Origin of the sequence: Streptomyces alanosinicus, assembly GCF_014650595.1 — a bacterium.
GTDB lineage: Bacteria > Actinomycetota > Actinomycetes > Streptomycetales > Streptomycetaceae > Streptomyces > Streptomyces alanosinicus.
Map to the genome: position 1 here is coordinate 38465 of NZ_BMVG01000047.1, position 14393 is coordinate 52857.

Annotated in this window: 15 protein-coding genes; 7 read left to right on the forward strand and 8 right to left on the reverse strand. The window is 70.3% G+C overall.

All coding sequences use genetic code 11. The annotated features are described in order from the left end of the window. Positions 1–73: 73 nt before the first annotated feature. The 4 genes from IE277_RS40940 to IE277_RS40955 are packed head-to-tail and all read right to left on the reverse strand — an operon-like array spanning position 74 to position 4645. A complete protein-coding gene (locus IE277_RS40940) occupies positions 74–1423 on the reverse strand; it encodes a methylaspartate mutase (RefSeq protein ID WP_189958805.1) in 1350 nt (449 codons plus the stop codon). Next, a complete protein-coding gene (locus tag IE277_RS40945; protein WP_189958806.1) occupies positions 1420–1917 on the reverse strand; it encodes a cobalamin B12-binding domain-containing protein in 498 nt (165 codons plus the stop codon). Before IE277_RS40945 ends, IE277_RS40940 begins: the two co-directional genes overlap by 4 nt. After that, on the reverse strand, positions 1914–3164 hold the full coding sequence (locus tag IE277_RS40950; protein ID WP_189958807.1) for a type III PLP-dependent enzyme domain-containing protein: 1251 nt from the start codon (positions 3162–3164) through the stop codon (positions 1914–1916). The genes IE277_RS40945 and IE277_RS40950 overlap by 4 nt, the downstream gene beginning before the upstream one ends. Next, positions 3161–4645 carry an AMP-binding protein gene (locus IE277_RS40955; protein ID WP_189958819.1) on the reverse strand — a complete coding sequence of 495 codons (1485 nt, stop codon included), beginning with the start codon at positions 4643–4645 and terminating at the stop codon, positions 3161–3163. Before IE277_RS40955 ends, IE277_RS40950 begins: the two co-directional genes overlap by 4 nt. A 496-nt stretch (positions 4646–5141) precedes the next feature. Between IE277_RS40955 and IE277_RS40960 the strand changes: the two genes are divergently transcribed. Both IE277_RS40960 and IE277_RS40965 read left to right on the forward strand, forming a co-directional pair. Continuing rightward, the gene (locus IE277_RS40960) at positions 5142–6044 is read left to right on the forward strand and encodes an ACP S-malonyltransferase (protein WP_229882373.1); all 903 of its coding nucleotides are present in this window, start codon (positions 5142–5144) and stop codon (positions 6042–6044) included. A gap of 37 nt (positions 6045–6081) precedes the next feature. Beyond that, positions 6082–7590 carry an AMP-binding protein gene (locus tag IE277_RS40965; RefSeq protein ID WP_189958809.1) on the forward strand — a complete coding sequence of 503 codons (1509 nt, stop codon included), beginning with the start codon at positions 6082–6084 and terminating at the stop codon, positions 7588–7590. Between the two features lie 148 nt (positions 7591–7738). Here the strand turns inward: IE277_RS40965 and IE277_RS40970 are convergent, their stop codons facing one another. Continuing rightward, on the reverse strand, positions 7739–8125 hold the full coding sequence (locus IE277_RS40970; RefSeq protein WP_189958810.1) for a hypothetical protein: 387 nt from the start codon (positions 8123–8125) through the stop codon (positions 7739–7741). A 279-nt stretch (positions 8126–8404) separates the two neighbouring features. Between IE277_RS40970 and IE277_RS40975 the strand changes: the two genes are divergently transcribed. Then, positions 8405–8755, forward strand: a complete 351-nt coding sequence (locus IE277_RS40975; RefSeq protein WP_189958811.1) for an ASCH domain-containing protein — start codon at positions 8405–8407, stop codon at positions 8753–8755. Between the two features lie 244 nt (positions 8756–8999). Here the strand turns inward: IE277_RS40975 and IE277_RS40980 are convergent, their stop codons facing one another. After that, the gene (locus IE277_RS40980; RefSeq protein ID WP_189958812.1) at positions 9000–9551 is read right to left on the reverse strand and encodes a GNAT family N-acetyltransferase; all 552 of its coding nucleotides are present in this window, start codon (positions 9549–9551) and stop codon (positions 9000–9002) included. After that, positions 9536–10798, reverse strand: a complete 1263-nt coding sequence (locus tag IE277_RS40985; protein WP_229882374.1) for a tetratricopeptide repeat protein — start codon at positions 10796–10798, stop codon at positions 9536–9538. The genes IE277_RS40980 and IE277_RS40985 overlap by 16 nt, the downstream gene beginning before the upstream one ends. Before the next feature lie 469 nt (positions 10799–11267). Between IE277_RS40985 and IE277_RS40990 the strand changes: the two genes are divergently transcribed. The 4 genes from IE277_RS40990 to tgmC are packed head-to-tail and all read left to right on the forward strand — an operon-like array spanning position 11268 to position 13166. Next, positions 11268–11447 (forward strand): hypothetical protein, encoded by a 180-nt coding sequence (locus IE277_RS40990; protein WP_189958813.1) that lies wholly within the window; start codon positions 11268–11270, stop codon positions 11445–11447. Further along, on the forward strand, positions 11444–11650 hold the full coding sequence (locus IE277_RS40995) for a hypothetical protein (protein ID WP_189958814.1): 207 nt from the start codon (positions 11444–11446) through the stop codon (positions 11648–11650). Before IE277_RS40990 ends, IE277_RS40995 begins: the two co-directional genes overlap by 4 nt. Positions 11651–11701: 51 nt before the next feature. Continuing rightward, the gene (locus IE277_RS41000; protein WP_229882375.1) at positions 11702–12151 is read left to right on the forward strand and encodes an MvdC/MvdD family ATP grasp protein; all 450 of its coding nucleotides are present in this window, start codon (positions 11702–11704) and stop codon (positions 12149–12151) included. Further along, the gene (gene tgmC, locus IE277_RS41005; protein WP_189958815.1) at positions 12042–13166 is read left to right on the forward strand and encodes an ATP-grasp peptide maturase system methyltransferase; all 1125 of its coding nucleotides are present in this window, start codon (positions 12042–12044) and stop codon (positions 13164–13166) included. Before IE277_RS41000 ends, tgmC begins: the two co-directional genes overlap by 110 nt. Positions 13167–13252: 86 nt before the next feature. Here the strand turns inward: tgmC and IE277_RS41010 are convergent. Continuing rightward, the coding region (locus IE277_RS41010; RefSeq protein ID WP_189958816.1) for a beta-ketoacyl reductase at positions 13253–14393 on the reverse strand (1141 nt) is incomplete at its 5' end.

Genomic DNA, 14393 nt, shown 5'->3' on the forward strand with positions numbered 1-14393 from the left:
GCGGATTTCGTGGAAGCGGAAGTCGTGGAAGCGGAAGTCGTGGAAGCTGTCATGTCGATGGTCCCCCTTCGGGTCATGCGGGCCGGGCCGGCGTCACGCGGATCAGCTCGGGATCGGAATCGTGCCCGATCCGCAGGGCCTCCTCGTCGTACTGCTGGCGCACATGGAAGAGGTCCTTGAGCAGATCGGCGGAGGTGATCCGTCGCGTGCTGCGCTGCTCGGCCACTCCGCGCAGCGGCAGCCGGCCGATGTCCGCCCACCTGAGCCGGCCGTCCGGGCCGATGTAACTGCGGGCCCTGCCCGCGTTGTCAGGGTGCACGCAGTACGGTACGTCGAGATATCCGCGGCGGAACGCGGCGAGCAGCGCGGTCCCGATGTCGTCGTCGAGTTCGAGCACCGCGTCGACCAGGGTCCTGGCCTCGGCGTAGGTGGGGGAGTCGCCCAGCACCTGCGAGGTGTCCGGCCGCAGCTCGGTGGTCCGGCGGGCGATCCGGTCGGCGTACTCCAGGGCCAGAACGTTCTCGGCGATCGTGGGGATACGGCGGGACTCGGCGACCGTCTTCACGATCAGCCGGTGCGCGCCCGTGCGCACGGCCAGCTCGGCCGCCCGCCCCAGCAGGCGGTGGGCGCCCCGGTAGGTCTCCGGATACACCCCCATGTAGGCGTAGATGACGATGTGCCAGTTCTCGGTCGGCAGCAGCTCCGCGCAGAGCCGGCGCAGCGCACCTACGGCCTCCTGGTCCTGGCCCATGTCGGTCTGCTGCGCATAGCTCAGGGAGATCGACCGGATGCCGTGCTGGGCGAAGAACATGGCCTCCAGGAAGCTGATGGCCACCAGCTGGCTGGGCGGGCACAGCTGGCCCATCATGCAGCCGCCGAACGTCTCCAGATGCGGCTCCACGCCTACGTCCCGCAGCCTGGTGTACAGCTCGCAGCAGGCCTGCCAGTTGCGCACACCGTCGGCCAGCGGAGTGCGGCCGTAGGGCAGGCAGTAGGAGACGGGGCCGCCCTCGGTGGCGTTCAGCCGGAGCCTGACCAGCGACCAGAAGATGTCGATCGGGGTCGCCGAGCCATGCCTGACCTGCACCGGGAACCGGGCGTCGGACACCCCGTCGAGGACGGCCTCGGTGGTCTCCTGCGGGTGGCTGACGACCGGGTAGCCGTTGAGGCTGATGCCCTCGCGCAACGCCGCCTCGACGGCGTGCAGTTCGCCGACCCGGGTGTAGCTGTCCAACGTCAGCGTGCCGACCGTGGTGGCATCGGCGTCCTTGGTCGCGATCAGACCCTCGCGCATCGGCCCGGGGTCACCGAAGCCCATGCGCGGCTGGACGACCAGCCGGCCGGCCGCGGCCTGCCGGCGCACGAACGCGCCGAAGTCCGCGGACCGTCCGAGCTGATCCACCGTCAGCTGCTGCCCGGTCACCGGCGCACCCCGTCCGCGGTCTCCAGCAGCCGCTCGTTCGGCTGCATGGCGGACAGGAAACCGCGGAAGGCGGTCACCGGGTCATGGGCGTCCTCGAAGACGGCGTCGAACCCGGCGGCCGTCAGTTCCGCCACCCGGCGGGCCCCGTCCTCGTCGGTGCCCAGCTTCCCGCCGATCACGATCGGGGTGGCCGCCAGCGGGGCCAGCGCCCTGAGCTGATGGATGACACGCATGCCGTCCTGATAGCCATGGCCGTTGACACTGCTGATGACGACCATGTCCGGGTCCAGCGCATGGCACTGGGCCACCAGCAGGTCGTCCGGGACACACGGCCCCAGATTGACCACCCGGTAGCCGCACTCCTCGATCAGCAGCTGCAGGAAGACCAGGTTCCAGGTGTGCGAGTCGGAGGCCAGTGAGGTCACGATCACCGTGCCCTTCGACCAGTCGGCCTCCGCGCCGCCGGCCGACGCGGGCGACTGATCCCCGCTCACCGCTCGACCCCGTCCCGTACGGCCTTGCGCACATGCTCGATACGGCTGACGGAGACCACCTCGCCGCCGCCCACGACGACCTCGACCGGCGCGGGCCGCCCCAGGAACATCAGCAGGCTGGACGTCGGACCGTACGCCCCCGTGTTGGGGATGGACACCAGATCGCCGGTACGCAGCCCGGCGGGCAGCTCGATCTGCCGCCCCAGCACATCACCCGGCGTGCACAGCGGCCCGACCAGGCTCGCCTTCTCCGTCTCGTCGTCGGCCGGCACATGCACCGTCACCGGCATCAGCCGGCCCAGGCCGGACATGCCGCCGAAGGTGTTGATCCCGGCGTCGGCGATCACGAACTTCTTGCCGCGGCTGACCTTCACATTGGTCACCCGGGTGACCAGGGTGCCGCTGTCGCCGGACAGATACCGCCCGGACTCCACGGCCAGCCTGGGTGTGCCCTCCCGCCAGCGCGGGAAGTGCACGTCCAGCGCCGCCTCCAGCTCGCCGCGCAGCTTCGGATAGACGTGCCGGCCGCCTTCCTGCGCGTACGGCACGGAGAAGCCGCCGCCGATGTCCAGCAGCTGAAGCTCCACCCCCAGGTCCTCCTGGATGGCGGCGGCCACCGCGAGCGTGTGGGTCAGCTCGCCGATCAGCGCGTCCTCGTCCTTGGCGTTGCTCTGCGAGAACAGATGCAGACCGACGACCCGGGTGCCGGGCACCGAGCGCAGCTTCGGCGCGAGCTCCGCGACCGTCTCGCTGTCGATGCCGAACTGGGTGGGGGCGCCGGTCATCCGGATGCTGGTGGTGGCGCTGGCCGTCGCGCTGTTGATGCGCAGCAGACAGTCCACGACCGTACGGTGGGCGAGGGAGGCCTCGCCGATGTGCTCCAGGTCGCTGAGGGACTCCGCGGAGAACGTGCGCACACCGCGGCCCACGGCCTCGGTCAGCTCGTCCGGGGTCTTGCCCGGCCCCGTGTACAGGATGTCGGCGCCGGAGTAGCCCGCTTCGAGCGCGGACGCCAGCTCGCCGGTGGAGCTGATCTCGGCCTTGCAGACCGGGCCGTCGCCGGTGCGCAGGGCGCGCACGAGATCGACGTGCGGGTTGGCCTTGAAGGCGTAGAAGACCTCGAAGCCCTCCGGCAGCCAGCGGAACAGATCCTCGCGGGCCGCCCGGGCCCGGTCGAGGTCGTACACGTACAACGGGGTGCCGTAGCGGCGCGCCAGCTCCGTCGCCGTGATGGACTGGGGGTTCATTCGCCGCTCCCGTCGAGCATCCGGGCCAGTTCCTTGCGTGCGTTCTTGCCGTGCTGGGTCAGCGGGAAGTCGCTGAGCACCCGGCAGATCCCGGGCACCTTTGCGGGCTCCAGACGCCGGCTCAGTTCCTTCAAGACGGTGCGCGGCGGCAGGTCGCACTCCACGAACAGCGCCAGGTCGTGCTTGTCGCTCGGCGGCAGCGCCGCGGCCGCGCGCACGCCGGGGATGTCCATGGCGGCGCTCTCGATCTCGACGGTGCTCATACGGAAGCCCTTCCGCTTGAACATGTCGTCGCGGCGGCCCTCGAAGTGCAGATAGCCGTCGGCGTCCAGGCTGCCGTAGTCACCGGTGTGCAGCCGCAGTTCGCCGGTGTCGGGGTCCTGGCGGAACGACTTGGCGGTCTGCTCGGGGTTCTTCCAGTAGCCCGGCATGACGTGCGGTCCCACGGCGACGATCTCCCCGCTGTCCCCGGTGGGCACCGGCCGGCCCTCCGGGTCCAGGATCAGCACCCGGGTGCCGGGCAGCGGCAGTCCGACCGCGCCCGGGCGCTCGGCGTCCTCCTGCGGCGGCATCACGGTGATCCGCTTGGCCTCGGTCTGCCCGTACTGACGGACCACGCGTACACCGGGGAAGTGCGTGCGCAGCGCGTCGATGGTGGCCTGGGGCAGGGCGGCACCCGTGTTGGTGAACAGCCGCACCGGCGCCTGGGGCTGGGCCTCGCGCTCGGCCAGGGTGATGATCATCGTGGCGAGGGAGGGGACCAGGGGCACGACCGTCGCGCCCGTCTCCCGCATCCGGCGCAGCAGCAGCAGATCGGAGTCGCGGTCGGCGAGGATGATCTCGCAGCGCGCGATGCAGGTCATCAGGACCTTGTACAGGCCGTAGTCCCAGGACATCGGGAAGCGGCAGAAGACGACGTCGTCGGCGCGGTAGCCGAGCACCTGCACCAGCGCCCGGGAGGCGAACGTCACCTGGGCGTGCGGGCAGATGACGGCCTTGGGCGCGGCCGTCGAACCGGAGGTGTAGACCAAGGTGGCCACGTCGTCGGGGCGTACCTCCTGCGTCCCGGACTCGGCGGGACGGCCGCGCAGTTCCTCGACCTCGGGCCACAGATTGGCGATCAGCAGCGGGTTCGTACCCGCCTCGGTGAGCCGGTCCGCGGTCGTCTCGTCGCCGATGACCAGCACCGGCTCGGCGTTGGCGACGACCTGCCGGAGATGGAAGGTCTTCATGGCCGGATTGAGCGGCACGAACACCGCTCCGGCGCGGCTGGCGCCGTAGAACAGGGCTGCCAGTTCCCGTGTGGTGGGCAGCTGCAGCAGTACCCGGTCGCCGCGGCGCACGCCGCGGGCCCGCAGCCAGGCGGCGACGGCCCGGCTGTGCTCGTCCAGCTCCCGGTACGTCCAGCCGCCGGCGGAGTCCCGGATCGCGGGGGCGTCCGGCGCCTCGGCGACCGCCTCGTCGAGGAGTCCGTGAACCAGACCGCCGAGTTCATACCGGGCAGCCGGCCCGGCACTGGTGTCGGAGTCTTCCCTTGTCGAATACGAGTGGCTGACCAACGTCGCACCCCGCCTATGAGTTGTGGCTCGGTTCGCCGAATGCGTTGGGAGTCGTGAACCTCGTTGGCCACGGTATGGGTGGTGCCGCACCGGTCAAACCCCTAACTTCCCCTGCAGGAAGGCATTCCCAGGTGTTTTCCAGACCATTACGGCGCCGTCCTCGCGTCCTTCTGGAGTTCCACTCGAAAAGGACCCCCAAAAGCTCTCCTCCACGCCATTCAAGCCGGGTGCCTCAGCCCACCTCCACCGCCTCCACCAGCTGGCCCCCCTGAACAACCCCTGAATCAACGCCACCCGGACGATCCCCGGACGGCGAGAACAAGGGGTGGTTAGGGGCTATTCGCCGCCTGCGTCGCAGCCCACACTGAACCACATGAAGACCGAGCACCGGACGAAAACCGCGTTGGTATTCCCCGGAATGGGACCAGCACCCTTCGCCGAGGTCGGCAAGTTCATGCTTGTCAACCCCTTCGCCCGGGAACTGGTGGCGGAAGCCGATGAAACCCTCGGTCATTCCCTGTTCCGCGCCTTCCGGGCGGCCGAGGGCGACTACTCCGTGCCCGCCCAGGTCGCGTTCTTCGTGAACTGCCTGGCCCTCGCCCGGTGGGCGGAGGCGGAATTCGGCCTCGACCCCTCCTACGTCATCGGCCCCAGCTTCGGCGGCAAGGCGACCGCCGTACACTCCGGATCCCTGTCCTTCGCCGACGGGGTGCGGCTGACCGAGCGGTTCGCCCGCTGCCTCGACGCCTACTTCGCCGAGGACTACCCGGAGCAGGTCGCCACCCAGTCCTTCGCCCGCACCCCGCGCGCCCTGCTCGACGAGATCCTCGCCGAACTCGACGGCGACGACGAGTGGTACGACATCACCTGCACGCTCGACGAGGACTTCCGCATGCTCACGCTGCGCGCCTCCCGCATCGAATGGCTCCAGCAGCGACTGCGGGCCGCCGGCGGGATGCCGCTCTACGTCATGCGGCCGCCGATGCACTCCATCGCCTTCGCCGGACTGCGCGCACGGGCCGCACAGGAGGTCATGGCCGGCCTGGAGTTCCACGACCCCGTCCTGCCCGTCGTCTCCGACCAGGACGGCTCCGTGCTGACCGGCGGGGAGCAGATACGCGACCTGCTGCTCGACTGCTGCGTCCGCGCCGTCGAATGGCCGACCGCGCTGGACGCACTGCGCTCCAGGGAGGTCGGCACGCTCCTGGTCGCCGGCCAGGACGCGCTGTTCGGCCGGGTGGGCGCCGCGACGAAGAACTTCAAGGTCGTACCCGCCAACCCGCGCCTGGCCCTGCGCCCCCGCCGTACGGCAGCGGCCTGAACCGCCAAAGCATCGGGCGCGCCCCTTCGGAGGAACCATGACCCAGCACGACTCCTGCGGCCTGTTCGAACGCTTCCTGCGCGGACTCGACCAGAGCGCGGACCGGCCCGCGCTGCGGCTCGGCGGTGACACCCTCACCTACCGTGAACTGCACGAACAGGCCCTGACCTGGGCGGGCTCGCTCGGTGACGCCAAGGTCGTCGGCGTCCTGGCGGGCAAGACCCCCACGGCGTACGCCGGCATCCTCGGCGCCCTGTGCGCGGGCGCCACCGTCGTCCCGCTGCACCCCGACTTCCCGGCCGCCCGCACCCGGCACATGCTGGAACTCTCCGGCGCCACCGCCGTCATCGCCGACGAACGCGGCCGCGCCGTCCTTGCGTCCCTCGGCGACGGCGCCCCGCCGGTGATCGAGCCCCGCCCCGACCGCGCGCTCACCCGGCCCCGCCCGGTCGGCCCCGACGACACCGCCTACATGCTGTTCACCTCCGGCTCCACCGGCCGCCCCAAGGGCGTGCCCATCAGCCACGGCAGCACCCACCACTACTTCCGGCTCCTCGACGCCCGCTACGGCTTCGCGCCCACCGATGTCTTCACCCAGACCTTCGACCTGAACTTCGACTGCGCGATGTTCGACCTGTTCTGCGCCTGGGGCTCCGGCGCCACCGTGGACGTCACCCCGCAGACCGCCTACCTGGACCTGCCGTCGTACCTCTCCCAGCACGGCATCACGGTCTGGTTCGCCACCCCCAGCGCGATCTCCCTGGTCCGCCGCATGGGCGGCCTCACCCCGGGCGCGCTGCCCGGACTGCGCTGGAGCTTCTTCGCCGGCGAGGCGCTGCGCTGCCACGACGCGACCGACTGGCAGACCGCCGCCCCCGCCTCCACCCTGGAGAACATCTACGGACCGACGGAACTCACGGTCACCATCACCGGTCACCGCTGGGACCCCGCCGGCTCCCCCGAACGCGCGGTGAACGGCCTGGTCCCCATCGGCCGGGTGCACGCCGACCACGATCACGTCCTGGTCGACGAACAGGACCGGGAGACTCCCGTCGAGGGCGAACTCCTCATCACCGGCCCGCAGATGTCCGTCGGCTACCTCGACCCGTCCGACGACGAAGGCCGGTTCGTCGAGCGCGACGGACGCCGCTGGTACCGCACGGGCGACCGGGTACGCCGGCTGCCCGACGGCGAACTGGTCTATCTGGGCCGCCTCGACTCCCAGGTGCAGGTCCAGGGCTGGCGGGTCGAACTGGCCGAGGTGGAACACGAGTTGCGCACCTGCGACGGCGTCCAGGACGCCGTCGCCGTAGGCGCGGCCACCGCCTCCGGCACGGAACTCGTCGTCTACTACACCGGCGAGCCCCGCCCCGCCGCCCACCTCGCCCAGGCCCTGCGCGAACTGCTCCCCAAGGGCATGCTGCCCCGCCGCTTCGAACACCTCCCGGAATTCCCCCTGAACTCCAACCGCAAGGTCGACCGCAAGGAACTGACCCGCCGGGCAGAGGAACTCCTGACCCGCCGCCGGGAGGGCGCGGCGGTCTGACCGACCCCTACACGCACGGCCCGGCCGCCTGATCAAGGGGGCCGGGCCGTTGCCATTGCCTTGCCTGCCCGCCTCCCATGCCGCCTCAGGAGGCCATGCAAGGGCCCGCCCTGGACCGGCTCCTGTGGCCGACGGGGGCTTCGCCGTGTCACCAGGAATCCCTGTGGGCCCGGTGCCGGTTGGGAGACGGTTCGATCACCGTGTCCGGATCGAAGCGGGCCGCCCTGCACGCCATGCGGGTCGTGTTGCGGTCGGCGCGCCGGTACTTGCGGACGTACACGGGAAGGGAACCGTCACGCCAGGCGCAGCAGTACGCGTACACCTCGAAGGCGCGGCGGACTTTCCGCGGCTGGGGCCGACGCCCCTCCTCTTCGGCGTCGCGCAGCTCGCGGGTGGTGTATCGCAGGTCGTACAGTTCGACGCTGCGCAGGAGGCCGTTGAAGCTGCGCCAGGACCAGGGCCACTCGGCCTGGGCACGGATCTTCTTCTCGTAACGGGTCTGCTTGTAGGGGATGTGGTGGGCGGTACGGGACACGAAACCTCCAGTAGCTCCCCAGGAGGGTCCTGGGGAGCTACTGGAAGCCGGAAGGGTAGGTCACGGATGGATTATGTCCTGGTGGCAGCCGGGGGCTTCGTGATTTTCCGGTCCCGTGTGCAGGCGCCCCAGGGCGGTGTCACGCCTGCCGCGACAGAGGAGTACGCGGCAGGACTGATGGGGCTGACGGACACACTACTGTCTGACCCCCGGGCACTTTTTCCGTGCGTATTCGGCCGGTGAGATCGGCCGACTCATGACCAGGAGCCCCGTCGCACCATGAGCCAGGCACCCACCCCCGTCCGCGAACTCAACCTCTACCGGCGGTACTTCGACCTCGTCGCGGCGGGGACGAAGACGATCGAAGTGCGGGTGAAATACCCCCACCTCGAAGACCTGGCCGCAGGCCAGCTGATCCGCTTCCGGATCAAGGGCACCGACGAGAGCTGTGACGTCCTGGTGAAGCGCGTCACCGCCTACGACAGCTTCGAAGCCCTCCTCGACGGGGAGGACCCGGCCCGCGTCAACTCCACGGCGTCTCGCGAGGAACAGCTGCGCAATATCCGGGAGATCTACGGTCCGGAGAAGGAAGCGCTCGGGGTCCTCGCGATCGAGATCGAACGAGTCTGATACACCACGAAGCCTCTGTCCTCAGCACGGGCGGGGCTCTCGACAGCTCGGCCACACGCGGCCCGGCCGCCCCAGGGAGCCGGGCCGCTGCCGTGTGTGATGGGGGCGGTGATGTGGTCGGGGAATCAGGCCCCTTGACCTGTTAGCCCAGCGGTTCCCACAGGGCGTGAGCAGGTATGGCGAAGCCTTCGGCGGCGCTCGGTGCAGGAGCAGCCGCCCGGGGGCTTTCGCTGTATGCGGAAGGTCAGGACGCGGATGGGGCGCGCAGGTCGAGCAGCATCACGGCATACAGAGGGGAGTCCGGGAACGGCTGACGCTCGCCGACCTTCCTGTATCCCCAGCCCTCGTACAGTGCTTGGAGCCGGGGCCGTTTGGTGTCCACCGTGAGCACGGCCAGGGCTTCTGGCCGGTCGGCGAGCAGTGCGGTGTGGAGCCGTTCCCCAAGTCCCTGCTTGCGCCGTTTCGGCTTCAGCATCAGTTCCGAGACGGAGAACGTCGAGGGGTCCGCCGGCTCTTCGGCCAGGTACTCGCGCCACCATTCGCGGCCCGGCTCGCCTGGCGCCCCGTAGGTGAACCCGATGGGTTCGCCGCCCTCGTAGGCGACCACGCACGCGAAACCTTCACGTTGGCCCCAGTGGTCCACGAACCAGGGGAAGCGCTGTACGAACTCCTCGTGCCGCCGCTCGAAGTAGGCGTCGGCATGGACGTCGAGCAGGGTCTGCCGGATGTCGGCCAGGTCGTTGTGTCCGTAGCGGCGCAGGTCGATGGCGGGTGCCGTGGTCACGCGGGGCTCCATTCGGATCGGTAACGGTCGGCCCACTCGCGCGCCACGATGGTGGAGGGCGCGAGCGTGAGGAGATCACGGTAGAAGTCGCCGAGGAGGACGCGCAGGCGGCCGGGCAATGGGCTTCCGGACATCAGGGTGAAGACGTCCTCGGTCGTGGCGCAGGCTTGTTCGGCGTCGCCTTGGCGGAGCTGGGCAATAGCGAGGTCCACGGTGGTCATGGCGCGGTTGCGCCGGTAGGGGGCCGGCAACGCAGACAGGGCGCGGTGTGAGGCTGCCTCCGCCTCTGCGGGCTGGCCGAGACGGCTGCGGACGACCCCGGTCAGGGCGTGCAATTCCGCGGGCCCGTAGAAGGCGACCCAGGACGGACGGGGGCGTGCCTCGGCTCGCACCAGGGCCTCTTCAGCGTATCCGATCGAACGGATGGCGGACTGCCGGTCGCCCTGGTAGGCGTGCCCTACCGCGGCGCGGGCGTGCGCGAGGGATCCGAACAGCGGATCGCGGCGCGTGATCGCGCAGGACTGAGCCGCCTGTGCCGCTGCCACGCCCTCGGCGTAGTGACCGAGCTGGTGCGCGAGGATCGAGGTGGAGTTCCACACCCGCATCAGCGACACAGGGTCCTGCGACAGACCGGCCAGTCTCAGCGCCTCGTTCACGTGCAGGCGGGCGCGGTCGAGCTGGCGGGCGTCGATGCACGACCAGGCGGCGGCCGTGGTGTAGTCGGCGGCGACACCGAACAGCCGCTGCCGGATCGTCTGCGAGGCGGAGTGGTCCTGGAGGCCGACAGCCTCGGCTGCGCCGGCGAGCGCGGCGCGTTCGAGGGCGGCGTGTCCGCCGCGTTTCTGATCGAGCGCGGTGAGCTTGTCCAGGCCGTCCCGCAGGCGGAGCACGTCGGAGGTGCCCACGGTGGTGGGTCGGGTGCCGACGGCTGGCAGGGCGGTGGCTGCGATGGCGGACGTGGCGGCGGTGCAAAAGCGGCGGCGGAGCATGGCTGATGGGTCCTCGTCGGGCGGTGCGGGCGTGCCGGGGGGATAGAAGCCGAGGCAGACGGGTGTGCATCCGAATACTGCCGTGAGGGCGTCTCGCTGGCGCTGGTGTGGCCAGTGGGTTTTTCCGGTTACCCAGTTGCGGACCGTGCGGTCACCGACGGTCCCGTTGTGCCCGGCCGCCTTCAGTTCATCGTTGACCCTGTCGGCCAACATGCCCTGTTTGAAGGCGCGTTCGGTCATGTGGGCCTGCAACCGGAAATTTCCTTCCACGCACTCACCGTAGCCGCGTGATCATGCAGCGTGGAGGGGTTGCGAGGATCTCGTCCCTCAGAAATTTCCGGTCACCGTGAGTAGCAACGGACCCACTTTTCCTACCCGTTGACCGCATCCCGGCGTTGGACTGGACGTGCGCCCCGGGGAACGCCGGGGGCGCCGGTGGCCGTCTCTCGTTCCCCAGCGGGGGATGGCCGCCGCAAAGCTCAGCTTCCCGACCGCGAGCGCGAGGCACCCACATGACGACGCGCAGTAAGCCGCCCAAGCCATTTGCCGGTGCCTACGTGGACGCCCCGGCGATTCACCGTGAGCGGCTGAGTACGCAGCAGATCACAGGCCGCTCGTGCTGCTGGTGCAGCGGGACTCCGGACCCCAGGTTTCCGGTGCCGATACTGCGCGATGACGCCCTGTACGCCTGCACCCCGTGCGCCGGCATGTACGGCGTCCCGGCCATGGAGGCGAACCAGTGACCCGCGCCGGCACCGACGACTTCCCGGCCGGGCTGGACCACTGGACCGACTGCGACTGGGAGGACTACCGGGCCCGGATCGAGGTCGGCGAGGGCAGCGGGAGGGCGATCGAGGCTGTCCAGCGTCGACGTCGTCGCCGGGCGCAGAGCGAGACGCCACAGGAGAGTGCGCAGTGACCGGCGCAACGGTGCCCCGCACAGCAGGGGTGGGCGACCTCGTCCGCGACACCTCCCGGGGCTGTCAGGCCGTACTCACCGACGTACGCAAAGACGTCCCCTACCTGCGTCCCCGCTACGGCGGCACCTTCGCCGAGCCGTGGCCAACGACATGGGCGGCCGTCGAGCTGATCTCCAAGCGCGGTACCTGGGAGGGCCCGTGACCGGCACGCACAGGGCGCGGGCCCCCGAAGGCCGCACGGCAGGCGCCGCGCTTGCAGCGCGTCAGCAAGACCGCCGACATCCGCCTGACCGCCGTCGGCGACCACCTCACCGCTGTCCGTATCAACGGTTCACCCGGGATCGACTGGCGCCGCCACTACGACCGGCTCACCTACACTCCCGTGCCGGTCCCACCCGAGATCACCAAAGGTGTCCGCGCCTACCTCGACGCCTTCGGCCTCGTCTTCGGCGCGTTCGACTTCGGCCTGGACCGTGAGGGCCTGTGGCACTGGTACGAGTGCAATCCGAACGGTCAATGGGCGTGGTTCCCCGACCACATCACCGCCCCCATCACACGCGCCATCGCCGACCACCTACAGCACGGAGCCCCGTATGACCAACCCCGACGACCTGCGCCGCCAACTCGCCGCCACCGTCCCCATGGACGACCCGGCATGGCGCTCTGCCCTGGAAACGGTGCCCCGCGAACTCTTCGTCGGTGACGGACTGTTCCGCTTCGACGGCCGCCACTGGACTCCCCTGCACCGCGACCGGACCGACCCCGGCGAGTGGCTGAGCCTCGTCTATCAAGACACGACCTGGGTCACCCAGGTCGAAGGCATCGCCGCCGCCGACACCACCGAGCCCGTCACCGGCCGCCCCACCTCGTCCAGCACGCTGCCCTCTCTGATCGTGCGCATGCTCGACCTCGCCCGTATCAGCGAGGGCGACAAAGTATTGGAGATCGGCACCGGTACCGGCTACTCCACCGGAATCCTGTGCAGCCGACTCGGCGACAAGAACGTGTACTCCATCGAGTACGACCCCCATCTCGCCGCCGCGGCGGCCGACCACATCCACTCCGCCGGCTACCACCCCACCCTCATCACCGGTGACGGCCTCGCCGGACACAAGGACGGCGCCGACTACGACCACATCGTGGCCACCTGCGCCGTCCGCCACATCCCCCCGGCCTGGCTCCACCAGGTACGCGACGGCGGCACCATCACCACCACCATCAACGGATGGATGCCGGCCTCCGGCCTCGTCCGCCTCACCGTCCACGACGACGGCACCGCCACCGGCCGCTTCCACACCGACCAGATCAGCTACATGCTGGCCCGCCCCCACGAACGACCGCCCCGCCCCACCTTCCACCAGCACCCCGGCCACACCCGCGCCACCCGCGTGAAGCCAGCCCTCCTGGAGGACTGGACAGGTCAGTTCCTCGCCCAGCTCGCCGCACCCTCCGCCGAACTCATGACCACCGGCAACGGCGTGATCCTCGTCGACGTCGCCACCGGCTCCCAGGCATGGACCGAACCCGCAGGGAAGGGATGGACCGTGCACCAGCACGGCCCCCTCCATCTGTGGGACCAGGTGGAAGACGCCCTCACCACCTGGCAGATCGCGGGCTCACCCGCACTGTCCGACTTCGGCATGACCGTGGAGGAGGACGGCATCCAACGGGTCTGGCTCGGCAGTCCCGAGGGCACATCCTGGGGCCTCCCTGCCTGAGGCCCCAAGAGCCCCACCCTGGACCGGCATCCACGGGCGGGGCTCTCGGCGGGTCAGCGGTCAGTAGAGCCGGTCAGCTCGGCCGGTCAGTTCAGCATCCCCTCGCCGTCCAGGATGCTGAACAGTTCCTCCGCGCTCGCCCCGCTCAGGTCGTCGGCCTCTTCCTCGGCGCCGAACAGCTGCTCCCGCAGATGTGCGGACAGCTTGTCGGGGGAGGGATAGTCGAAGATGAGGGTCGGGTTCAGCCGGCACCCGGTCAGGGCGTTCAGCCGGTTGCGCAGTTCCAGCGCGGTCAGGGAGTCGAAGCCGAGGTCGAGGAAGCCGCGGTCCGCCCGCACCGCCTCCTGACCGGCGTGCCCGAGGACGGCGGCGGCCTGGGCGCGCACCAGGTCCAGCAGCTCCAGCTCCCGCTCCTTCGGCGACAGCGCCGACAGCCGGGCCACCAGCGCGGCCGGGTCCGACCCACGTCCGCCGGCCCGCTCCACCGACCTGTTCGCCCGCGGCAGCAGCCCCTTCAGCAGCGCGGGCAGCTCGTCCGCCCGGGACCGCAGCGTGGCCGCGTCGACGCGCAGCGGCACGGTGGCCGGCCGCCCCGACACATGCGCCGCGTCGAACAGCGCGAGCGCCTCCGGCACCTCCAGCGCGGGCAGGCCACGCGCCGCCATCAGGCGTACGTCCTCCTCCACCGACTCCGTCAGACCGGTCCGCACACCCCACAGACCGTAGGCGAGGGCGTGTGCGGTCAGGCCCTGGGCGTGGCGGTGTGCGGCGAGGGCGTCGAGGAAGGTGTTCGCGGCGGCGTAGTTGGCCTGGCCTGCGGCCAGGGTCAGCCCGCCGGCGGAGGAGATGAGTGCGAACAGGGCCAGGGGCTGGGGCTGGTTCGCGGTGAGTTCGTGCAGGTACCAGGCGGCGTCCGCCTTCGGGGCCAGGACGGCGTCCAGGCGCTGGTCGGTCATGGTGGGGATGAGGCCGTTGTCGCCGGTGCCGGCCGCGTGCACGATGCCGGTCAGGCGGACACCCGAGAGCAGTTCCGCCAGCGCCTGGCGGTCGGCGACGTCACACGCTGCGATCGTCACGTCCGTGGCGCCCAACTCGTGCAATTCGGCTGTGAGTTCGGTGGCGCCTTCGGCGTCGGGGCCGCGGCGGCTGGTCAGCAGCAGACGGCGGGCACCGTACTCGGTGACCAGGTGCCGGGCCAGCCGGGCACCGATACCCCCGGTGCCACCG